The organism is Dermabacter sp. HFH0086 (assembly GCF_000413375.1).
Classification (GTDB): domain Bacteria; phylum Actinomycetota; class Actinomycetes; order Actinomycetales; family Dermabacteraceae; genus Dermabacter; species Dermabacter hominis.
Window position 1 is genome coordinate 1,311,017 of sequence record NZ_KE340308.1, and the last position, 21,573, is coordinate 1,332,589.

Annotated in this window: 23 protein-coding genes; 13 read left to right on the plus strand and 10 right to left on the minus strand. The window is 62.7% G+C overall.

Annotated elements, in window-relative coordinates; genetic code table 11:
• Positions 1-41: 41 nt before the first annotated feature.
• The 6 genes from HMPREF1484_RS05705 to HMPREF1484_RS05735 all read left to right on the plus strand — a co-directional run bounded on the left by HMPREF1484_RS05705 (position 42) and on the right by HMPREF1484_RS05735 (position 5,398).
• On the plus strand, positions 42-491 hold the full coding sequence (locus tag HMPREF1484_RS05705) for a holo-ACP synthase (RefSeq protein WP_101686762.1): 450 nt from the start codon (positions 42-44) through the stop codon (positions 489-491).
• The gene (alr, locus tag HMPREF1484_RS05710; RefSeq protein WP_016664078.1) at positions 488-2,251 is read left to right on the plus strand and encodes an alanine racemase; all 1,764 of its coding nucleotides are present in this window, start codon (positions 488-490) and stop codon (positions 2,249-2,251) included. The genes HMPREF1484_RS05705 and alr overlap by 4 nt, the downstream gene beginning before the upstream one ends.
• 1 nt (position 2,252) lies before the next feature.
• Positions 2,253-2,969, plus strand: a complete 717-nt coding sequence (gene tsaB, locus HMPREF1484_RS05715) for a tRNA (adenosine(37)-N6)-threonylcarbamoyltransferase complex dimerization subunit type 1 TsaB (protein WP_040386484.1) — start codon at positions 2,253-2,255, stop codon at positions 2,967-2,969.
• 23 nt (positions 2,970-2,992) lie between these two features.
• Positions 2,993-3,475: a GNAT family N-acetyltransferase gene (locus HMPREF1484_RS05720; RefSeq protein WP_040386486.1), complete on the plus strand. Its 483-nt coding sequence runs from the start codon at positions 2,993-2,995 to the stop codon at positions 3,473-3,475.
• 214 nt (positions 3,476-3,689) lie between these two features.
• On the plus strand, positions 3,690-4,373 hold the full coding sequence (locus tag HMPREF1484_RS05725; RefSeq protein WP_147594894.1) for a DUF6318 family protein: 684 nt from the start codon (positions 3,690-3,692) through the stop codon (positions 4,371-4,373).
• 575 nt (positions 4,374-4,948) lie between these two features.
• Positions 4,949-5,398 (plus strand): hypothetical protein, encoded by a 450-nt coding sequence (locus tag HMPREF1484_RS05735; protein ID WP_051120700.1) that lies wholly within the window; start codon positions 4,949-4,951, stop codon positions 5,396-5,398.
• A gap of 444 nt (positions 5,399-5,842) precedes the next feature.
• On the opposite strand, the gene HMPREF1484_RS05740 is transcribed toward HMPREF1484_RS05735, so the two are convergent.
• Together HMPREF1484_RS05740 and HMPREF1484_RS05745 are read right to left on the minus strand one after the other, a co-directional pair.
• Entirely contained in the window at positions 5,843-7,621 is a 1,779-nt protein-coding gene (locus tag HMPREF1484_RS05740; protein ID WP_016664083.1) for a hypothetical protein, read from the minus strand.
• Positions 7,606-8,394, minus strand: a complete 789-nt coding sequence (locus tag HMPREF1484_RS05745) for an ABC transporter ATP-binding protein (RefSeq protein WP_016664084.1) — start codon at positions 8,392-8,394, stop codon at positions 7,606-7,608. Before HMPREF1484_RS05745 ends, HMPREF1484_RS05740 begins: the two co-directional genes overlap by 16 nt.
• A 256-nt stretch (positions 8,395-8,650) precedes the next feature.
• Here HMPREF1484_RS05745 and HMPREF1484_RS05750 point away from each other — a divergent pair, with 256 nt between their 5' ends.
• Positions 8,651-9,919: an AI-2E family transporter gene (locus HMPREF1484_RS05750; protein WP_101686789.1), complete on the plus strand. Its 1,269-nt coding sequence runs from the start codon at positions 8,651-8,653 to the stop codon at positions 9,917-9,919.
• Between the two features lie 115 nt (positions 9,920-10,034).
• On the opposite strand, the gene greA is transcribed toward HMPREF1484_RS05750, so the two are convergent.
• On the minus strand, positions 10,035-10,523 hold the full coding sequence (gene greA / locus HMPREF1484_RS05755) for a transcription elongation factor GreA (RefSeq protein ID WP_016664086.1): 489 nt from the start codon (positions 10,521-10,523) through the stop codon (positions 10,035-10,037).
• 139 nt (positions 10,524-10,662) lie between these two features.
• Positions 10,663-11,067 (minus strand): DUF4307 domain-containing protein, encoded by a 405-nt coding sequence (locus HMPREF1484_RS05760; protein WP_016664087.1) that lies wholly within the window; start codon positions 11,065-11,067, stop codon positions 10,663-10,665.
• A gap of 34 nt (positions 11,068-11,101) precedes the next feature.
• Between HMPREF1484_RS05760 and mca the strand changes: the two genes are divergently transcribed.
• Both mca and HMPREF1484_RS05770 read left to right on the plus strand, forming a co-directional pair.
• Complete coding sequence (gene mca / locus HMPREF1484_RS05765) at positions 11,102-12,100, plus strand: mycothiol conjugate amidase Mca (protein ID WP_016664088.1); 999 nt, start codon at positions 11,102-11,104, stop codon at positions 12,098-12,100.
• Positions 12,097-12,366: a hypothetical protein gene (locus HMPREF1484_RS05770; RefSeq protein ID WP_016664089.1), complete on the plus strand. Its 270-nt coding sequence runs from the start codon at positions 12,097-12,099 to the stop codon at positions 12,364-12,366. The genes mca and HMPREF1484_RS05770 overlap by 4 nt, the downstream gene beginning before the upstream one ends.
• Before the next feature lie 4 nt (positions 12,367-12,370).
• On the opposite strand, the gene HMPREF1484_RS05775 is transcribed toward HMPREF1484_RS05770, so the two are convergent.
• Positions 12,371-13,204, minus strand: a complete 834-nt coding sequence (locus HMPREF1484_RS05775) for a hemolysin III family protein (RefSeq protein ID WP_016664090.1) — start codon at positions 13,202-13,204, stop codon at positions 12,371-12,373.
• Between the two features lie 68 nt (positions 13,205-13,272).
• Here HMPREF1484_RS05775 and uppS point away from each other — a divergent pair, with 68 nt between their 5' ends.
• Both uppS and HMPREF1484_RS05785 read left to right on the plus strand, forming a co-directional pair.
• Positions 13,273-14,040 carry a polyprenyl diphosphate synthase gene (gene uppS, locus HMPREF1484_RS05780; protein ID WP_016664091.1) on the plus strand — a complete coding sequence of 256 codons (768 nt, stop codon included), beginning with the start codon at positions 13,273-13,275 and terminating at the stop codon, positions 14,038-14,040.
• A gap of 169 nt (positions 14,041-14,209) precedes the next feature.
• Positions 14,210-15,523, plus strand: coding sequence for a PhoH family protein (locus HMPREF1484_RS05785; protein WP_016664092.1), 1,314 nt, complete (start codon positions 14,210-14,212; stop codon positions 15,521-15,523).
• Positions 15,524-15,532: 9 nt separating this feature from the next.
• Here the strand turns inward: HMPREF1484_RS05785 and HMPREF1484_RS05790 are convergent, their stop codons facing one another.
• Both HMPREF1484_RS05790 and HMPREF1484_RS05795 read right to left on the minus strand, forming a co-directional pair.
• Entirely contained in the window at positions 15,533-16,942 is a 1,410-nt protein-coding gene (locus tag HMPREF1484_RS05790) for an aspartate ammonia-lyase (protein ID WP_016664093.1), read from the minus strand.
• A 1-nt stretch (position 16,943) separates the two neighbouring features.
• Positions 16,944-17,885 carry a carbohydrate kinase gene (locus HMPREF1484_RS05795; protein WP_016664094.1) on the minus strand — a complete coding sequence of 314 codons (942 nt, stop codon included), beginning with the start codon at positions 17,883-17,885 and terminating at the stop codon, positions 16,944-16,946.
• A gap of 84 nt (positions 17,886-17,969) precedes the next feature.
• On the opposite strand from HMPREF1484_RS05795, the gene HMPREF1484_RS05800 reads away from it, so the two are divergent.
• Complete coding sequence (locus HMPREF1484_RS05800; RefSeq protein WP_040386493.1) at positions 17,970-18,581, plus strand: DUF4245 family protein; 612 nt, start codon at positions 17,970-17,972, stop codon at positions 18,579-18,581.
• A 6-nt stretch (positions 18,582-18,587) separates the two neighbouring features.
• Positions 18,588-19,184 (plus strand): hypothetical protein, encoded by a 597-nt coding sequence (locus tag HMPREF1484_RS05805; protein ID WP_016664096.1) that lies wholly within the window; start codon positions 18,588-18,590, stop codon positions 19,182-19,184.
• Between the two features lie 74 nt (positions 19,185-19,258).
• On the opposite strand, the gene pcp is transcribed toward HMPREF1484_RS05805, so the two are convergent.
• The 3 genes from pcp to HMPREF1484_RS05820 are packed head-to-tail and all read right to left on the minus strand — an operon-like array spanning position 19,259 to position 21,556.
• On the minus strand, positions 19,259-19,903 hold the full coding sequence (pcp, locus tag HMPREF1484_RS05810; protein WP_016664097.1) for a pyroglutamyl-peptidase I: 645 nt from the start codon (positions 19,901-19,903) through the stop codon (positions 19,259-19,261).
• A 13-nt stretch (positions 19,904-19,916) separates the two neighbouring features.
• A complete protein-coding gene (locus HMPREF1484_RS05815) occupies positions 19,917-20,846 on the minus strand; it encodes a DUF979 domain-containing protein (RefSeq protein WP_016664098.1) in 930 nt (309 codons plus the stop codon).
• Positions 20,843-21,556, minus strand: coding sequence for a DUF969 domain-containing protein (locus HMPREF1484_RS05820; protein ID WP_016664099.1), 714 nt, complete (start codon positions 21,554-21,556; stop codon positions 20,843-20,845). Before HMPREF1484_RS05820 ends, HMPREF1484_RS05815 begins: the two co-directional genes overlap by 4 nt.
• Positions 21,557-21,573 lie beyond the last annotated feature (17 nt).

The following is a 21,573-nucleotide window of genomic DNA, read 5'->3' on the forward strand; positions in this document are numbered from 1 at the left end:
AGCCCGGGCGGGGCTCTACGGCCCGACCTACAATGGAGGCCATGTCGAACTCTCCGATTGCGTGTGAGCGAAGCTTCCTGCCTTTCGGTAACGAAGCGTTCGCGGGCATCGGAGTAGACATCGTTGATATCGAGCGCCTAGGGGATCGCCTCGAGCGGTCTCCGCGCCTTCGTGAACGGCTTTTTGCCCCTGAGGAGCGCGAGTTGAGCCTTGCCTCTCTCGCTGCTCGTGTGGCCGCGAAGGAAGCGCTCGGCAAGGCGCTCGGGAATCCGGGCGACCTTTCGTGGCACGACGTGATCGTGCGCCGCACCGAGCATGGACGCCCCTACCTCGTGCTGCGCGGTGCTGCGCTTGCGACCGCGAATGCGCAGTCCTTACGTTTTGCGCACCTGTCGCTTTCGCACGATGGCAACCTTGCGACCGCAATGGTCGTCCTGGAGGCCCGCGACACGCGAGGCGGGGCGCGCGGGGATGAGGAGCCCCAAGCATGAACCTGACACCCGAAATCGATCCGCTCATGAGCCCGAACCGCGCTGAGGTTTCGCTCAAGGCGATCGCCCACAATGCCGCGCAGCTTCGTGAGGCGATCCCGGACTACATCGCTCTCATGGCGGTTGTGAAGGCCGACGGATACGGGCACGGCATGGTGGAAGCGGCCCGCGCGGCGATCGCTGGCGGTGCAACGTGGCTCGGTGTCGCCCACCCCATGACCGCTCTTGACCTCGCGCATGCCGATCTTGACGTGCCGATTCTCGCGTGGCTTCACGAGCCGGTGTCCGCGAAGAATGTGCTTCCCCACGCGATCGGCGCGGGCGTTGATCTCGCCGTGAGTTCTCTCGCGCAGCTCGAGGCTGTGATTGAGGCCGCGCGCTCCATTGAGCGGCGCGCGCGAGTGCATGTCTCCTTCGAGACCGGAATGGGCCGCGAAGGTGCTTTTGCAAGCGAGGTCGAGCAGATCGGAGCGGTGATCCTCGAAAGCCCGCACGTGTCGCTCGCAGGCGCCATGAGTCATCTGTTCAATGCGGATGTCCCGGGCGATGCGAGCGTGCGAGAGCAGGCTGAGCGGTTTGAGGCGATGTGTGAGCGGCTCGAGGCTTCTGCGGGTCCCATTCCGCTTCGGCATCTGTCGGCGAGTGCGGGGGCGCTCGCGGGGGAGGAGTTCCGCTACGACATGGTGCGCCCGGGCATTACGCTTTACGGCTACTCGCCGGTGGAGACTGATCTGGATCTTCGTCCAGCGATGTCGCTGACCTCCCGCATCTCGCTCGTCAAAAGCGTCGAGGCGGGGCAAGTCGTGGGCTATGGCGCGCGGTTTGTTACCGAGCGCGCGACGACTCTCGCGCTCGTGCCGATCGGTTATGCGGATGGCCTCGATCGTCGGCTGACGAATCGGCTCCAGGTACTTGTGCAGACGACCTCGGCATCGAGGCTTGTCCCGCAGGTGGGCACAATTTCGATGGACCAGATCGTGCTGGACCTCGGCCCCGACAGTGATGCGAAGCCCGGCGACCGCGTCGTGATTTTCGGCGACCCGCAGCGATATCCGGGCGTGTGGACCGCGCAGGATCTCGCGCGAGAGGCCGGAACCATCTCGTACGAGATTCTGACGTCGGTGTCCTCGCGCGTTCCGCGCATTGTGCTCCCGCTGGCGTCGGACCCAAACGAGCGCACGTGGAGCGTTGAGGGGGAGCGGCCAGCGCCGCGCTCGTTTACGGTGCGCACGTCGGGGGCGGAGGACACGCGAAGGGCCGCTCGTGCCATTGCGCATCATGCGAAGGCAGGCGACTTGTTCGTGCTTGATGGTCCGCTTGGCGCTGGGAAGACAACATTCACGCAGGGGTTTGCGCGGGAGCTCGATGTTCGCGGCAACGTCGCATCGCCGACTTTCGTCATCGCGCGCGTGCATCCCGCGAACGCCGAGGGCCCCAATCTCGTGCACGTCGATGCCTATCGACTCGACGAGGATTGGGACATCGAGGATCTCGACCTGGATTCGGATCTCGACACGTCAATCACCCTCGTGGAGTGGGGCCGCGATCGCGTTGAGCATCTCGCGAGCTCGTACGCGATTGTGGAGCTTCGCCGCGCGGAGAGCCTCCAGAGTGGCCCGCTTGATGACCCGGACGACACCGATGAGGAGCGCAGCCTCACCGTGACGTTCGTCGGCGAGCGATACACGCGCGAGGAGCTCGTGCGCATCGGTATTGATCTGCGCGAGGCAGGGTTTAACCCGGAGCAGGGCGGTGAGTGACATGGCAGAGCTGACGTTGGGGATTGATACGTCTGGTGCGGTGAGTGTGGCGGTTTCCGACGGTTGTCGCATCCTGTCGCGCCGCATGGATGAGCGCGCGCGCCACCACGATGAGGTGCTTCTCGAGATGATCGATTCGGCCCTTTCTGAGGCGGGCGCCTCGCGGTCCGATCTCACGTGCGTTGTTGGCGGGCGCGGCCCCGGTCCGTTCACGGGCCTTCGCGTGGGGCTCGTGACGGCTCGTTCTATCGCGACGGTCCTCGGGGCCCGCCTGATTGGCGTGCCGAGCCTCGATGCGATCGCACTCGAGGCGGCGGAGGGATGCCCGGAGGCGAAAACGATTGCGGTCGCGCTCGATGCGCGTCGCCGCGAGGTGTACTGGGCGCTGTATGAGGTGAGCGGTGACGGTTCCGACGCCTCCTCGCGCCACATTGTGCGCACGTTTGAACCGGGTGTTGCGGCGCCGGCAGATGTCGCGTCGAGTTTGACCGCTGCCGATGTGCTCGTGGGAAGCGGTGCGCATCTGTATCCGGAGATTTTGCCGCCGACGGGCGAGGTGCGTCACGCGGATGCGGGCTTCTTGATTCGCACAGCACTCAGCGCCGAGGCCCGGGGGGAGGATCTCACGTCGACCGAGCCTCTCTATTTGCGCGAGGCTGATGCGGCAAAGCCGAAGCGCCGTAAGTCAGCGCTCGGCCTTGGCGATCGCCCGCTTTAGCCGTGCCCGCGTTAGGTAGGCCTTTGGAGCCTTCGCGCGCGCGGCCCGGTTCGGGGCCTTGGAATCTTCGTCCGGTTACGCGCGGGGATGCGCCCGCGCTCGCTCGTCTCGAGCGAGAGCTCTTTCCCGATGAGGCGTGGAGCCTCGAGATGGTCCTCGAGGAGATCACGCACCCCAGTCGCGCCTATGTCGCGGCTGTAGACGAGCACGGTGGCGCACTCGGTTATGCGGGGATTTTCGTTGGTGGCGAGGCCGCAGATGTGCAGACGATCGGCACCGTGCGCGAAGGCGTGGGAATAGGTCGCGCCTTGCTCGCGTGGTGCGAGGAGCGCGCGCGAGAGGAGGGCGCGGAGGGTCTGTTTCTTGAGGTGCGGCGCGACAACACTCGCGCGCGTGAGCTCTACGAGCGCGCGGGTTTTGCCGAGATTGGCGTGCGACGTGGGTATTACCGAACGCCCGCGGGGCCGGTCGACGCTTTTGTCATGCACAAACCCCTCCCCACCTGAATTCCATAGGGGTTGTGGGGGTTTGAAGCTGTGCCCCGCCCGCCCTTCCCTCGCCCCTCCCCGGATTGCATAGGGTTTGTGGGGGTTTGACGGCTCCCAGGGGACCCCTTTTCCACATTTGTGCCACACCCGTTGCGCGCGGGGGATGTGCATGGTTGGCTATGTGACGTGGGCCTCGCTCGGGGAAGTGGGGTGTTTTCTAGAGGGGGAGTGCATGCACAGCAGGTATACGCGTGTCATGGGTGCTATCGGCGCGGGGATGTTGATGGTGGCGTTGGCGGGTTGCGGTGGCGAGAACACCAACGGAGGTCCGACGTCACCTGCGCGCACCACCGCAGCTTCGTCAAGCAGCGATGCTGGCGGAAGCGACGCAAGCGGTGGTGCTTCGGATGCCGGTGGTGCGGATTCAGATGTCCGGACGAAGGGGCTGCCACCGGAGAATGAGGCGCTGAAAGCTCCTGACAAAGCTGATTACCTTGGCATTTCCTATCCAACGGACCAGGGTGCGCAAGCGGCCGCAAAGTACTTTTTCGACGCGATGTATTACGGCTATGCGACCGGTGACTCGTCACCCTTCAAAGGCATCAGCGATCAGAAGACTTGCGACAAATGCAGCCAAGTGTCGGACGAGATCGATCGCTGGAGAGGCGATCACCGTTTTCTCACCCCTCCGACCCTCACATTTGATGCTGTCGAGCGATTGCCCGATCGTGAACAATACGGAGGAAAAACGCCGGTCGCCTTGAAATTTACGAGGGGGAAAACCGATGAGTTCGATAAGGGAGACAAAGGAAAGAGTTTTCCGCCGATGACATACGAAGCGGCACTGCTGCTTACATGGCAAGACGACAAGTGGGTCGTCTCGAACGCGTCTTGGGAAAAGATATCAGCACAATGAAACTTTTGAAGTTCCGTGCGCATTGGCTTCTAGGTGCCCTACTGGTGGCATTCCTTCTACCTCCGTTCGCGGTCGCGTCTGGAGAAGATCCAGATTTTCAGTTTGATGTGGACGGAGATAATAGCTCGATTCTGGTTGAGGCCGATCTTCACGATTTTGGTCAAGGTGGCGCCACTGAACTGCCTGATGACAGGGGCCGTGCGCGAGGTGGCGTGGTGTCGGATGGGCCTCGGAGGGTGTGGGCTGCGGCTGATGATCCGGATCTGGGTTGTCGGGCTGATAAAAGTAGTTTTGCTGTGCAGGTTGTGGGTCTTGGGTGCAGTGGAATAGGTGTTGTGTGTTCGACCGCGATCCCTGGGGCGTCAATGAATATTGGAAGGGACGTTGACTCGTCCACAGGCGCTCCCGTTTTCGGTACGGAACGGTGGTCTGGTTGTTCGCGACCGTCGTCAGGCGGTGCTGGCGCGGCGCCTGCGGTGCCGGTGGTGACGGAGTCGGATTTTCGCTCGCTTGGAATCGAGCCTCTTGCCGCACACATCGGTCCACCTGGTGGTTGGATTCCGGTAGGGATCGACATGATTGCGTGGGCCGAGTCCAAGGAGCAGACCTTCGACGTGGTGATGCTGGGGCAGGCAGTGAAGGTTCGGGCAACCCCGGTGAAGTATGTGTGGGACTTCGGGGATGGGACTGTGTTGACGACAACGTTTCCTGGCCGAGAGTATCCCGCGCGGGACGTTTCGATGCGATATGCCTACCAGGGATGGTATGAAGTTTCACTTGTGACGCAGTTCAGTGGTGAGTATTCGGTCAATGGTGGCCCTTGGCAGCCGATTGCTGGAACAGTCTCGGTAGCGAGTGAGAAGCGATGGATCTATTCGGATCTTCGTGAGTCGCGCCTTGCTGGTGATGAGGTTCCCGAAGAGTATCGGAACGTCCCGGAGCGTGGGCCCGACACGTTGGGTCCCGTGAATCCGAATGCGCGAGTAGAAACACTGACCGCTTCGCACCCCTCCCCGATTCCATAGAGGCTGTGGGGGTTTGAAGCCGTACCCCGCCCGCCCCTCAGATCTATTGCATAGGGGTTGTGGGGGAAACGCCTGATTTTCCGTGTCGCAATAGACCGCGCCCTGATCGATCAAGCTCTAATCGACCGTGCTGTCGCCCGTTCTCGATGCGCCACGTGGCCGCAATGTGAGGAGAGTAAGCGTCGGAATCCTTCCCCCGCTTCCCAAACGGAAGCTTGACCCGCCAGCGCACCCCAGCCAACCCGTGTACCCAATCGCACGAGGGGACGTGACGCTGCATTGTGCCAGGGCAAGGGAGAACGTGCACCAATTCCAGGTACCAAACCCCCACAAACCCCATGCAATCCAGGGACAAACCCCCACAAACCCTATGCAATCCAGGGACAAACCCCCACAACCCCTATGCAATACCCAAGGGCCTATGCAATCCAGAGAGGGGAGGGGCTAGTTGGAGAAACGCCTGATCTTCTGGAACTCATCCGCGTAGTGAGCGTCGAGGTGCTTTACCGCGAACCTCTGGCCGAGATAAAGCGTGACAACGCCGATCACGAGCGCAAGCGCCGCTCCCGCGTACTCAAGCCCCGGGATCAGCTTGAGGCCCACGACCATGAGGATGATGCTCGGGGCGAGGGGGAGCCACGTGCCAACGAACGTCGCGAGGAAAGTCATCCACATGTTGCCGTTGCCGCCACCGCTACTGGAATTCTTCATCGTCCCCGGCTTTGGAGCGGGAGAAGGAAGGAACGCCGTCGTGAGAAGGGAAACACCCCACGAACTCGCCACGAACCCGAGCGAGGCCGGAACCGTGAGCGCGATGAACTGCGGCTGAGACTGGAGAAGCGGAGCCGCGATCGCGACGATCACCACGAGCGGAAGCATGAGAATGCCAAGAGCGACATACCTGCCGAGCAAATTGGCGCGGTTATCCATCCCCGCGACGATGTTGACCCACGAGGAGGGGCCGTCGAAGCCGATCTCGTTGCTGATCGTGATGCCGGCAAGCCACGCTACGAGCGCCACAGCGAAATACGCCATGAAAGCGTTACCGTCCCCAATGACGCTCATCGCGAGCATGAAAATCGCGAGGATCGGCGCGATGATGAGCGCCGTCGAATAACGAGTATCGCGGCGCCAGTACTTGAGCGAACGCCCCGCCGAAGCTCCGAGCGGGCCTGGCTTGAGGAACCTCGGTACGAGAGGTTTGATCTTGGTATCTTGCTCCTGGCTCGCGCCCTTGAGTGCCTGGAGCTGCCCTTCGGCAAAGCTCAGGCCCCACCACTGCCACAACAGCCAAATGGTGGCGATTGTGAGAACAAAACGGATGAGCGCGGCGAGCCACAGTCCTTCGGCGAGGTCCATGGGTACTGCGAAGGGCGCGCCGAAAGGCGTCCATAGGAGGAATTCGTACACGGGCCCCGCGAGGCGAGCAAGACCATCCATGACCCCACCGCCCGAGTTGAGAAGGAGGTTTGCGCCGTAGGCGATGACGAGGACGGCGATGAGCAGGAATGCCTGCAGTCGTTCCTTCTTACGCTTCGCGATGCGGATCGTCGAGGTCCACGCGAAAATCGCGCGAGGAATGAGCACGCAAAGGAGAAGCCCGAGCGCGGTCATGGGAACGAGCGAGACGAGGGCAACGATGGCCCCCGGCGTCGAGATTGCGGCGCCGTTATTCGAGACCAGTGCACCTATGAGCCAAATCGCCTCGAACACGACCGCCACGAGCGCCGCGAGCGACGTGAAAAGAAAACCGACCGAAATGAACGAGCCCACGAGGATCGGCTTCAAGAGATCCTTCGGTCCTCGCCCGAACTGCGCGAAGCGAGCGGGGGAAAGCGTGTCGTCCACGCCGAACACGAAGAGCGACTGGAGGGTCCACACAACCACGGCGCCGAGGCCCACCGCGCGAATCACGAGGGCAAAAAGTCCCGAGTCGGCGGGAACAAACAACATGCCCGACATTGCGATCGAAAAGAGCACGAGTGCGCCGACGCCGTACAAAAGCGCAAATCCGAGTCCGATGATCTTAGGCCAGTTCTTGTGGAAGCTGCGCTTGAGCAGTGTCCATTGAAGCCGTGGGAGCAGTCGCATGAGGCTCGGGGTCTTCTTAGGCGCTGCCTTCGACCCATCGTCGGCGGTGGTCGAGCTTTCTCGGTCGAGGTTTTCGAAAAACTCTTCGGTTCCGACGGTTGCCGGGGCCTGATCGTCTACTGGTTCAACCACGAAAGATCCCCCTGCGCTTCGTCGACACCGGCGATTTCAATGAAGCGATCCGTGAGGCTACCGCCGCGGCGAACCTCGTCGATCGTGCCCTCGGCGCGCACCTCGCCTTCGGCGATGATCGCAACGTGTGTGCACAGGCCCTCGACGAGCTCCATAACGTGGCTCGAGATCACGACGGTGCCGCCGCCTTCAACGTACGAGGTGAGGAAGGTGCGGATGCCGTGGGCTGAGACCGGGTCGACGGCTTCGAGGGGTTCGTCGAGCACGAGCAGTCGCGGCGCGTGAATGAGCGCGCACGCGAGCAGGATCTTCTTCGTCATGCCCGCGGAGTAGTCGGTGACGAGTTTGCCTTCGCTATCGGCGAGACCGAGTGCCTCGAGGAGTGACTGCGCGCGAGTGTTCACCGTGTCGATATCCATGCCGCGGATGAGGCCGACGTACGTCAGGAGTTCGCGTCCCGTGAGGCGGTCAAACGTCGGAAGGCCGTCGGCGAGAACGCCCATGTGGGCTTTGGCTTCGTTGGGGTGTGTCCAGACGTCGGTCCCGAGCACCTCGGCGCTGCCGCCGTCGGGGCGGAGCAAGCCTGTCGCGATCGACAGGGCTGTTGTTTTGCCCGCGCCGTTGGGGCCGACGATTGCGTAGAACGAACCGCGCGGAACTTCGAGTGAGACGCCGTGGAGGACCTCGGTGCCGTCGAAGGATTTGCGCAGGCCGCGCATGGACAGTGCTGATGTTACGGCCGAGTTATCGACCGATGGGTCAATCGCAGTCATGACTCAAACCTAACAGGTGTCTTCGCAGAGTATTTTCAGTATCGGCGTAGAGATTGCGGGCGACCGTGCCAGGGTTCCCCGCGCCCACGACCGTGCGAACCACGTGCGGTGAAGAGGCGGGAAACGTCCTCAACTGTCACGTTCGGCACCTCACTTTTGCGAGGGAACCGGGTGGGCCGTTCGATACGATACGCTGTGGACCTTCCGTCTCGGCTGCCGTGAGCGCCGGGCCCCACCTCTTGGAGTGCATATGCAAATGCCTAGGCGCGTAAATCTTCCCGTCGACAAATCCACTGGACGCAAGGGGCAGAGCCTCACGCTCCCCCGCGAAGTCGAAGAGCTGCCCATGGGCCTTCGCCGGGCAGCGTCGTGGAGCTGGCGCTTCATGGTTGTGATCGGGGCACTTTGGCTCATCTTCAAGGGCCTCGGGATGGTGTCAACCCTGTTTATCAGCGTGCTTGTGGCAATCCTTCTCGCCTCGATGCTGCAGCCGTTCGTCAAACTGCTCACGAAGCATACGTTCCTTCCGCGCATGGCCTCGGCGGCGATTGCACTCGTGGGGCTCATCGTGGTCGTCGTCGGCATGTTTGTGCTGGCGGGCAGGAAGCTCGTGGACTCGTGGGGCGCGATTTCGAAAGCTGCCGTTTCGGGTTTCACGCAGCTGTGGAACGACATCACGGGATACTTCAAAATTGACGTCGATAGTCTCGGGAATCTGGGGCAGATCCAGAAAGAAGCCATCGAACAGCTTCAAAAGAACTCCTCGAGCATTATCTCGGGGGCCTCGAGTGCTGCGAGCACCGTCGGCGACCTCGGCACGGGCCTGCTCGTGTGCCTCTTTGCCCTGTTCTTCCTCCTTGCCGATGGCGGGAATATTTGGCGTTGGTTCCTCGGCTTTGTTCCGGCACACTCCCGCGCCGTGACGCACGAGGCGTTCCGCCGCGGCTGGAAGGCACTGTCGTCGTACTGCCGCACGCAGATCCTCGTCGCGGCTGTCGACGCGACGGGCATTGCGCTCGGCATGGTTGGTATCGACGTCGTGAGCGGCATGATGGGGCGCAGCGCGATTGCACTTTCCCCCTACTCAGTGCCGATCTGGCTTATCGTGTTCCTCTTTAGCTTCATTCCGCTTGTGGGCGCGATCGTGTCGGGTGCGATCGCGATGCTTCTTGTCTTCGTGCTCCAGGGGTGGATCCCCGCGCTCATCATGCTCGGCATCGTGATCCTCGTGCAGCAGCTTGAATCGAACATCCTGCAGCCGATTCTCATGGGGAAGGCGGTGGAGCTTCACCCGCTCGCGATCTTCCTCGGTGTCTCTGCGGGCGCAGTTGTTGCGGGGATCCCCGGTGCGCTTTTCTCGATTCCGCTCCTGGCCTTCCTCAACGCCCTGTACTGCTACCTCGATGGGCGCGATCCCGATCCCTCGCTTGGCGTAGACACCAAGACAATGGCGTACTTCGAGGCACGCGAACGCGAGCAGAAGAAGACCTTCGCCCAGCGCGAGCGCCTTTTGTCGAAAAAGTAGCTAGGTGCCCCGTGGCTAGGGCAGCTGCCGCGCAAACTGGGGTATAGAGAAAGGGCGTGGAGTGCGCTCCCGAGAGGGAGGCTCCACGTCCTTTCTCGTCTATCGAGCTTGGGGCTCACACCGTGTACGGCTTTGCAGCCTTGATCACGATCGGGATCGCCTTCCCGTTAGGGGCGGTGTAATCGACCGTGTCGCCGGCCTTCGCGTTCACGATGGCGGCGCCGAGCGGGGACTCGGGCGAGTACACCTCGATGTCCTTGTCGTCGGCGATTTCACGATTGCCGAGCACGAACGTGCGTTCCTTGCCGGCCATGGTGATGGTGACGAGCATGCCGGGCTCGACGATGCCGTCGTCTGCCGGGGTCTCGCCTACAACGGCGGTCTTGAGAAGGGCCTTGAGCTCGGCAATGCGAGCTTCGAGTTTGCCCTGCTCTTCGCGTGCGGCGTGGTAGCCGCCGTTCTCTTTGAGGTCGCCCTCGTCGCGGGCGGCCGCGATGCGCTCAACGACCTCGCTGCGCCCGGGGCCCTCGAGGTGCTCGAGTTCCTTGACGAGGCGGTCGTAGGCGTCTTGAGTGAGCCAGGTGCCCTGGTTGGGTTCGCTCATGGTTCTCCTTGGAATCAAAAAAAATGCGGACCCCATGGCTCCATGGGCTCCGAATCCACGTCTGAGTGGTCATAAAAGTATAACGCGAGCGTCAGAAAAAAGGGGTGAGGCACGCGCCACAAGTCGACGGTATCCCCGCCTACTCTGCGGCTTCGCACCTCCTTACGATCGCGCTCACAGCCTTCCCTTGCGTCGTGATTTCGGCCCGGTGGGTCGTGAGTCTTTCCGCTTGAGCAGGAATATGGACGACCGTATAGCCCACCTGTGCACGGACGGAGTTGAGGGCCTCGAGCGAGCAATCGAGCGCGGTGCCGGGAGAGGCGTTGACCGAGAAGCTCACAGAAATTCGTGAGTCGTCGATGTGGGTGTAGGAAAGCGTATTGGCCTTGATCGGCTGCGAAGAGATGAATGCGAAGGCGACCCAGACGACCGTTGCGATGAATCCGACGGCGATCACGATCGTGCCCACGAGTGCAAAACGGCGTTTTTGGGGGGAATTTCTCACGCCGTAGCGTTCTTGAAGTGTGCGCTCGCGGGTACTCATGCCTACATTGTTTCACGTGTGTGAACTTTGCGTAATGACGACGGGGCGCTACCGCGCAGGCGTAGCGCCCGAGGATGCGGGGGTGCCAAAGGCGGCGCTTGCACCGAGCGATGAGACCTTCAAGGCACTCCTGAATCACGGTGGACACCCCGAAGCAGAAGTCGAGAAGAATCCCTGCCGCTTGCGGCTCATGGCTGTTCACGCCCACCCGGACGACGAGTCGTCGAAGGGGGCTGGGACGATGGCCCGCTATGTCGACGAGGGTGCCGAGGTGACCGTCGTGACCTGCACGGGCGGTGAGCGCGGAGACATCCTTAACCCGCGGCTGAAGGACGATCCCGAGGCAAATGCGGATCTGAGCGCGGTGCGCCATCGTGAAATGGATCGCGCACGCGAGATTCTCGGCATCAACCAGGTGTGGCTTGGCTACGTCGACTCGGGGCTCCCCGAAGGGGATCCGCTGCCCGCACTTCCCGACGGTTGCTTTGCCCTCATCGATCCCGAAGAGGCAGCGCGCCCCCTCGTGAAGCTCGTGCGTGAGCTGCGACCGCACGTGATGCTCACGTACGACGAAAATGGTGGCTACCCCCACCCCGACCACATCCACTCGCACAGGATCAGCATGCTCGCCTATGAGCTTGCAGCTGATCCGAGCTACATGCCTGAGCTCGGTGAGCCGTGGGCGGTCGCAAAGATTTACTACCAGCTTCTGTTCCCGCCGGCCCAGATGATCGCGTACGCGCGCTACATGCGCGAGCATGGGCTCGACAACCCGTTCGAGGCGCAAATGGAGTATTTCGAGGGCCTCGATCAGCGACCGATCACGACGCGAGTGAATGTTTCGAGGTATCTTGACGTGCGTGATGCCGCGCTCCTCGCGCATGCGACTCAGGTCGATCCGGACGGTTTCTTCTTCGCTGTCTCCAACGAAATTAAGCGCGAGGCGTGGCCTACCGAGGATTTTCAGTTGCGTCATTCGCGTATTGGCGTGACGCTTCCGGAATCCGACCTGTTCGAAGGGATCCGACAATGACTCTCGCGCATCTTTCGGCCGTGGGTATTCTCGCTGATGGTGCTCCGACGACGCCTCCCGGCTCGGAAGACATGACGACGGCGACGGTGACGCCGGGTCTGCCGGGCTTTGTCGTGTTTTTTGTGATGGCGATTGCGCTTGTGCTTCTTGCGCTCGATTTGTCGAGGCGCGTGCGGCGTTCGAGCGCCCGCGAAAACGTGCGTATTCGCATGGAGGAAGCTGAGCGTGCGGAACACGAGGCCGCGGAGCCTCAGGAAGAGGCGTAGCGCTTTAAACGACGGCGAGCCACACGGCGATCAGGTGGCACACGAAACCCACGACAGTGAAAGAGTGGAAGATTTCGTGGAAGCCGAACCACGCCGGTGAGGGATTGGGTTTCTTAGTGCCGTAGACGATGGCACCGAGTGTGTAGGCGATGCCGCCCGCGATGATGAGGGCGATGACGGCCGCGCCGCCACCTGCGTAAAGCTGAGGCATGTAGAAGATGGCAACCCAGCCGAGGGCGACGTAGGCGGGTACGTAGAGCCATCGCGGCGCGTTCGTCCACAGGAGCCTGAATGCTACGCCGATGAGCGCGCCGATCCAGCAGACCGTGAGTAGCACGGTCGCGTCGTGGGGGTTGAGCAGCGCGACTGCGAGAGGCGTGTATGTGCCAGCGATGATGAGGAAGATGTTCGCGTGGTCGAAACGTCTCAGTGCGAGAGTTCCCTGTACCGACCAGGTTCCGCGGTGGTAGGTCGCTGAGACGCCAAAAAGCATTCCCGCCGTGACGATGAAGACGACGGTTGCCAGGCGCACCGCGAGCGACGAGCCGGTCGCGATCAGCAGCATGCCCGCGATCAGTGCGGTGGGGAAAGCCACGAGGTGGATAATTCCGCGCAGCTTCGGCTTTTTAGGGAGCGTGGGCAGGTGAATTCCGTACGCGCCAAGGAGCTCGGGAACGCTCGCCCCGTTGGCGGCGGTGGGCACCGCTTCGCCGTTGGTGGGAGAGGTTCCGACGCTCGCTACGCTCTGCTGCGTGTTTCGCTGATCGGTGCTCATAACGGTAGCGTAACTTACGGTGGCGTAGGTGTCACGGGACGTCCACTTTTTTGACTCTTCCACGAATCTTTTGTGAAGGAGTCGTGGGAAATGCCGGGCAAGCGCGCGTCGGCTGGGACGCTCCTGCCACAATGGAGGGCGTGAATTCCTCGAGACCTGCTGACACCACGCCGCACTCCGCACTTCCCGCGGGGTCCGTGCCGCGCCATGTCGGCATCATCCTCGACGGCAATCGTCGCTGGGCGAAAATGAGAGGGCTCGAGACTTACGAAGGTCATCGCGCCGGGGCAGCGATTATTCTCGAAGCGATCGAGTGGGCGCGCGAAAGTGGAATCGAAACGCTGACGCTGTGGCTCCTGTCGACCGACAACTTCCGTAGGCCCGACACCGAACTCGCGCAGCTTTTTGACATCATCGTCGACCTCGCGCGCGAGGTGGCACACATGGGGTTTCCGCTTCGCATCCTCGGTGCCGAAAGCGTGCTCCCCGACTCTCTCGCCGCACGACTCGCCGCGCTCGATGCGCCGCAGAAACCTGCTGAGGCTTCCTCCACGACGTTCGAGGTGAATCTCGCGATCGGCTACGGCGGCAGGCGCGAGATAGTCGATGCGGTTCACTCCCTCATCGACGAGGAAATTGCGCGCGGGGGAGACCTCGCGAGCCTGCGCGACGCCGTGAGTGAAGCTACCGTCGGAAACCACCTGTACACGGCTGGGCAAAGCGCCCCCGACCTGCTCATTCGCACCTCCGGAGAGCAGCGCCTTTCAGGCTTCCTTCTGTGGCAGTCCGTGCACTCAGAACTCGTGTTCTGTGAGGCGCTGTGGCCCGATTTCACTCGTGCCGACTTTGATGCGGCACTTGCGGAGTTCGCTCGCCGCGAGCGGCGTTTCGGGGCTTGATCGTCGCGGCGTCTCCCAACAAAGAGTTTCTCGGGTAACGCTTGGGTGAAGGCTAAGTGACCGTCGTGGATGAGCGGCGCGTCAGCCGATCGAAGAAGCCGAAAACGGTGCAAGGATCGAAGCGGTAGCCGGTCGTGGACGACCGGAAGGACTTCGAAAGCGAGAGACCATGAATGCGCCGCTTACCTATGTTCTCGATACGTCCGTTGTGCTGGCGGACCCACACTCGATCTTTCGATTCGCGGAGCACCACGTTGTGCTCCCCATCGTCGTGATCACCGAACTCGAAGGGAAGCGGCACCACTCCGAACTCGGCTATTTCGCCCGCCAATCTCTGCGCATCCTCGACGACCTGCGCGAAAAGCACGGTACGCTCGCCGAACCGTTGCCGATCGGGGACCAGGGCGGCACGGTACGCGTCGAACTCAACCACCAAAGCCCCGAAAACCTGCCCGACGGCTTCCGCCTCGGCGATAACGACACGAGGATCCTCTCCGTCGCGAAAAACCTGCAGGTGGAAGGTGCCGAGGTCACTCTCGTCTCGAAAGACCTTCCCATGCGGATCAAGGCGAGTGCATCGGGGCTCAAGGCTGAGGAATACCGCGCAGAACTCGCACGCGACCGCGCCTACACGGGTATCACCTCCGCCGATATCACCGAAGAACAGATGGCGGCGCTGTGGAGTGATGAGGGCGGTGCCCGCCACACGGGCATCGAGATCCCCGAGCTCGCCGATCTCGGCATCCACACTGGTCTCAAGCTCACGTCCCCGCGCGGCTCGGCCCTCGGGCGCGTCCTGCCAAACGGCAACGTGCGTCTCGTTCCGGGAGACGGAAACGTTTTCGGTGTGACCGGAAGAAGCGCCGAGCAGCGCATCGCGATCGACCTGTTGCTCGACGACGAACTGTCCATCGTGAGCCTCGGTGGCCGCGCCGGCACCGGCAAGTCCGCCCTCGCCCTATGCGCGGGCCTCGAAGCGGTTCTCGAAAAACGCCACCAGCGCAAGATCATGGTGTTCAGGCCCCTGTACGCGGTAGGCGGTCAGGAACTCGGCTACCTTCCCGGGGATCACGACGACAAGATGGGGCCCTGGGCGCAAGCGGTGTTCGACACGCTCGGGTCGATGGTCTCGGGCGCCGTGGTCGACGAAGTCCTCGGCCGTGGACTGCTCGAAGTGCTGCCGCTTACCCACATCCGCGGCCGCTCCCTCCACGATGCCTTCGTCATCGTTGATGAAGCGCAGTCGCTCGAGCGCAACGTCCTGCTCACGATGCTCTCGCGCATCGGCCAGAACTCCCGGGTCGTGCTCACGCACGACGTTGCGCAGCGTGACAACCTGCGCGTCGGGCGGTACGACGGAGTCACCTCAGTGATCGAAGCCCTCAAAGGCAACGAGCTCTTCGCACACGTGACGCTCCAACGCTCCGAACGCTCCAAGGTCGCCGAACTCGTCACGCGAGTCCTCGACGCGCCAATCGCCTAAACGGCGCCCCTACTCGCCCCGAGGGGCAGGGGGAGCGGTCATCGTGAACACGTCGAGCGCGGTATCAAGCTGCTCCTTGGTGAGCTCACCGCGCTCGACGTAACCGAGTGCGATAGCCGCTTCGCGGACCGAAACGCGGTTCGCAACCGAATACTTCGCGATCGCGGCCGCACTCTCGTAGCCGATCAGCCTATTGAGAGGCGTCACGACCGAGGGAGAGGCCTCCGCAAAGAACCGTGTCCGCTCCTCATTCGCACGGATTCCTTCAATCGTCTTCGTCGCAAGGACGCGCGAGGAGTTTGAGAGAAGTGTGATCGACTCGAGAAGTGCCGTTCCCATGAGAGGGATCTGAACGTTCAGTTCGAACGCCCCCTGTGCGCCGCCCCACGCGATCGCCGCATCATTGCCGACAACGCGTGCACACACCATGAGCACCGCCTCGGGAATAACCGGATTGACCTTCCCGGGCATGATCGAACTGCCCGGCTGGAGATCGGGTAGCGCGATTTCGCCAAGTCCCGTGTTGGGGCCCGATCCCATCCATCGAAGGTCATTGCAGATCTTCGTGAGAGAAACCGCGAGTGTGCGAATCGCCCCGCTCATTTCGACGAGGGAGTCGCGTGCCGACTGCGCTTCGAAGTGATTGCGCGCCTCCGTGAGCGGGAGGCCAGTGCGCTCGCGGAGGAGTTCAATGACTCGCGAGGCGAAACCCGCGGGGGTATTAATGCCGGTGCCCACGGCGGTCCCGCCGAGGGGCAGCTCGGCGGTGCGGCCGATTGCGGCCTCGACACGTTCGATCCCGTAGCGTACCTGCGCGGCAAAACCACCGAATTCCTGGCCGAGGGTGACGGGGGTAGCGTCCATTAGGTGCGTGCGGCCGCTCTTGACGACCCCCGCAAATTCGCGTTCTTTGCGCTCGAGCGCGCCCGCGAGCGACTCGAGGGCCGGTATGAGGAGAGTCGTGACATCGCGCGTCACGGCGAGATGCACGGCTGTGGGGAAGGTGTCGTTGCTCGATTGCGAAGCATTGACGTGGTCGTTCGGGTGCACCGGGCGTTCGTTCGTGCTCGCGAGATGCGCGAGCACCTCGTTCATATTCATGTTCGAGCTCGTGCCCGAACCCGTTTGGTACACGTCGATCGGGAACTGTGCATCGAACTCGCCTTCGCTGACGCGCTCGGCGGCCCGGGCGATGGCCTCGGCGCGCTCCTCGTCGAGAACGCCGAGTTCGGCGTTCGCTAGGGCAGCGGCGCGCTTGACCTCCGCGAGCGCGTGAATGTTCGACGGTGCGAGAGGGCGATGGGAGATGGGGAAGTTTTCCACTGCGCGCTGGGTTTGCGCACCGTAGAGCGCCGAAACGGGAACTCGCACCTCACCCATGGTGTCGTGTTCGATGCGGAAATCTTCGGTGCCAGTCATGTCAGTCCTCCGTGGATGTGAGCGTGCAGCGATCAGCGATTTCGCGCGTCCACGGCGGATTCGCGCCCGCGCGAGATACTGTCACGGATGCGAGGAGCGCGGCGTGCGCGAGGATGTCCTCGATGGCCGTCCCCTCGAGCGCGCTGATCTTCTCGCGGCCCGAAGCCCCGAGGAGCCCCTTGCGTGAGAGTGCATCGAGGAGGCCGGCCGAGAATGTGTCTCCCGCTCCAACCGTGTCGGTGACGTCGACGCGGACGCCCGGAATATCGAATCGCCCCTGCGCGGTGAACGCCGTCGCGCCCTTCTCACCGCGCGTAATGACCGCGAGCTTCACGCCTCTGCGAAGCCATGATTGCGCAGCCTGGTCGATGTCGGTCGTTTCATACAGCCACTCGAGGTCTTCGTCTGAGGCCTTCACGATGTCGGCGAGCGCGATGTTCTCCTCGATTGGTTCGCGCGCAATCGCGGGATCTCCCATGAGGGTGGGGCGCGCGTTCGGATCGTAGGAGATAAGGGCGCTCTCGCGGAGCGAAGCCACGACCGTGCGGAGGGTATCGGCGCCTGGCTCGAGTGTCGCGGCGATCGAGCTGGTGTGCACCGCATCGACCTTTGCGGGCAGTCCTCGTGGATCGGGGTCCCACGTGATGTCGAAGTCGTATGAAGCCGCGCCGCCTTCGCCGATCGTCGCGGCCGCAGTCGAGGTGTGAGCCCCAGGCCTTACCGAACCGGGGGTGAGCGAGACGTTCGAGGATTCAACATGCTGCACAATGGCGCGCCCGCGCTCGTCATCGCCGATGTGGGTGAGCAGGTGCGAGGTGTGGCCGAGGCGGCCGAGGGCAACGGCCACGTTCATGGGGGACCCACCCGGGAGCTCGGCCCTGGGAGCGTCTTTGCGGATTACGATGTCTGTCAGCGCTTCGCCGATCGTTAGATAGGTACTCACGCCAGTATTGTTTCAGATCACAGCGGGGGCCGCATGGTCCTCAGTCACGGCGCGCGACGCTTCGGAATTTGGAACAATGGCGGTATGGCCGAATCTCACGAGAGACCGCAGCGGAAAAAGCGCGAGCTGCCCACGAAGAAAAACACCTCGGTACGGAACCTTGTGTGGGCGATCGGACTGAACCTCATTGTGGTAGCTATTGCCGCGGTTGTCATCGTCGGGCTCGGACGGAACGATCGTGATACGGCCTCCTCCGCGCGTTCACATGTCAATGTGGGCGAAAGCGCGGCGCGTGCGAGTGAGTCACTCGGATTTCGCGCGGCCGACGTCGAGCCGGAAGGGTTTACGGTGCGTGAGGCGAAAATGTCGACGACCGAACCGGCCAACTGGGAGGTGCGCTACACCTCGCCTTCCGGTGAGCTGGAAACTCTCCTTCAGGCGCAAACAGATTTTTCCACGCTCGCCCCTCGAATCCGCGGAAAAGTGACGCAGACCGATTACTTCGAGATCAGAGGCACGGAGTGTGCGAATCTCGAAATTCAATCCCCCTCGAGCGACACAAACGCGGACGCTGCTAAGCCGGTGTCGGGAATCGTATGCTCCGCTCGAGAGACGACGCTCATCGTTTACGGGGCAGGAGAGAAAGATGAGCACGCCGCGCTTATGAAGGCCGCCCTCGACCGTGTCAACAAGTGAGGAACCATGAACGACAACTCCCACCGTCCGTCGCGCGGTAGTGCCGACGCCACCGAAAAGCTCGATGCGCCGCTTGGTGCAGACCCCACCGAGGTCCTCGCGCCTGTCGCGAGTCCCGACCCAACTGCGTCAACGCCCACCGCGAGGCCCGCGCGCACGTCTGCGCCCGACCGCACCGCGGCTTCGACGCCGGTAGAGGCCCCCGGAAGACAGAGCCGGCAACACCCGCGCTCAGCAACCGCCCCCGTCGTCATCGTGCTTGGCCTCGTCGCCTCCGCGCTCCTCGCAATTTTTGCCTGGGGAGGCATTTTCTCGACCGCCCAGCTCGCGTGCGTGATCGCAGGTGCAGCGCTGTTTGCGCTAACGGGCATCGTCGCGGTGCGCACGTGCACAACAACGGGCGCCCTCGTCACTGCGTGGATCCTCGCCTTTGTTCTCCTGTTCGCCCCGCTTCTCGTGTGGATCGTTGTGCAGGGGGGAGCGGCCGTCACGAGCACGCTCATCTTCGGGGCGATCGGCATGTGGGTTTCAGGCGTTGCCGTCGTCGCTCTCGTGGTGGCCGTTCTCGGCACGTACCTTCACGCACGCGCGGCAGCGCGGTAAGAGATCCGCGCTGCCGCGATACGCACTCGTATCCGTGGCGCCATAGCGCCCCGAGTGCGGTGTGTGCGTGGGGTTCAGTGTGTCGTGCCCTCGACCGTGGCCACATCGCTCGCGTTCTCAGCGATCGCGCGGATCGCTGCGGTGAGCCCCTTCGTGATCGTCTCCGTGGAAAGCGAGGGCTGACCAGGCTTGCCCACGGTCTGCTCGGGGATGAACGGCACGTGCACGAAGCCACCGCGGGTGTCTTTCGGGCCCTTGGTTGCGAGGTGGTGCAGAACGCCGTACATGATGTGGTTGCACACGAAGGTCCCCGCCGAGTTCGAGACCGAGGCGGGAACGCCCGCGTCGCGAATCGCCGCGGCCATCGCCTTGATCGGCAGGGTCGCGAAGTACGCCGACGGTGCCCCGTCAACCACGGGCTCATCAATGGGCTGATTGCCGTCGTTATCGGGGATGCGCGCATCGTCGATGTTGATCGCGACGCGCTCTGGGGTGATGTCGAAGCGCCCGCCAGCCTGGCCGACACAGAGCACGGCACTCGGCTGGTGCTTCTCGATCGCTGCCGTCGCCGCCTCGATAGCTTTGCCGAACACTGTGGGCACTTCGACCGTGATGACCTCTTCTCCCGCGATTTCGGCGGGAAGTGCCTTCACGGCCTCGAGCGCGGGGTTGATCTTCTCCCCGCCAAACGGATCAAATGCGGTCACAAGGATTGACATGGTGTTCCTCCAATTAGAACGCGAGGGTGTACATGAGCACGATGTGCACAAGCAAAAGCAGCGTGGCAGTCACGGCTTGAGACTTGATGACCCCGTACTTGTCTTTCATCTCGAGCAAGACCGCGGGAACCACGTTGAAGTTGGCGGCCATAGGGGTCAGGAGTGTGCCGCAGTAGCCCGCGGTCAGGCCGAGCGCTGCCACGATGATCGGGTTTCCACCCTGCGCGACGACGAACGGGATACCGATGCCGACGGTAATCACGGAGAACGCTGCGAAGCCGTTGCCCATGATCACGGTGAAAAGGGCCATGCCCACGCAGTAGGCGATGACTCCCACGAGGGGGTTGTGTGCCGGAATGACTTTCGCGACGGTGTCGGCAATGACCGTGCCCACGCCCGCGGCGGTAAACACCGCACCGAGGGCCGCGAGCAGCTGGGGAAGAATTCCCACCGGTCCGACGTCCATTGTGAGGCGTGCGCCGTCGACCGCCACGAATTTTGCGGGCGCCTTCGTGACGACGAGGCCCACGACGGTGGCGAGCACGGCGCCGGTCCCCACCGCGAGGTAGGTCGGCATCTCGAGTTTCTGGTACACGGTTGCCGCGACGAGCGCGAAAACAGCGAGCGACAGTGCAGGAATAAAGACTTTGTAGCCGAGCTTCGAAGCGCGTTCCTCAACGTGCGCGGGGTCGGGGCGATCGACCGCGGCGGGCTTTACGCCCCACACGGCGGTGATCGTGGCGAGCGCGATGACGCAGATGCCGATGAGGCACGCCGGTACCCAAGGGCCGGTGATAAACGCGAACGCGAGAATGAACCAGAAGGTCGCCGCCGGGATGCGGTTCTTGAGTGCGGCATCTTTCCCGCACAGGCCGCCCGTAATCGCGAAGATCACGCCGACGAGGATGAAGAAAAATTCGCCGATCACGATATCGGGAGTCATGCCTTCACGCTCCCTTCGGTACCGGCCGACGCAGCGCCGGAGGTCGATTCGGCGCGAAGACGGCGGTCGAGAAGGAAGTTGCGCACGACGCCAAAGATCATGGTTGCAATCGCGACAGGGATCGACCACAGTGCCACCGCAAGCGGGGTGACCTGGGTGTAGTCCTGCTCCGCCATTGTCGACACGATGAGCAGTACGCCCGGTGCGCCGAGGAACAGGTTCTGTGCGAAGAAGTTGCCGAAGTTATCGGCGGCGGCGGAGGCGCCCTTAATCGAGTCGCGCTGCTTCTCGGTAATCGAGCCGAACTTGGCCTCGGCGGCGCCCTCAGCCATCGGTGAAATGAGCGGGCGCACGAACTGCGGGTGGCCGCCAAGTTGGACCGAGAACGCGATGGCGACCGCGCGAATCAGCTGGTAGAGCGACAGGACAGTGCCGGTCGTCGCATTCTTGACGGATCCGATGAGGTCCACGGCTTTTTGCTTGAGGCCGTAGCGCTCACAGATGCCCACGACGGGCAGGGTCAGGATAAACAACGTAGCAACGCGCTGATCGGTGAACGACTGGCCGAGAAGGGTCAGCAGTTCCAGTGGGCTCAGCCCAGCCACGAGGCCCGTAACCAGACCGGCTACGACCACGACGGCAAGCGTGTCTCGTTTGAGCACGAAGCCCACCACGATAATCACGATGCCGATGAGCTTCAGGTACTCCATGAGTAGCCTTTCTCATA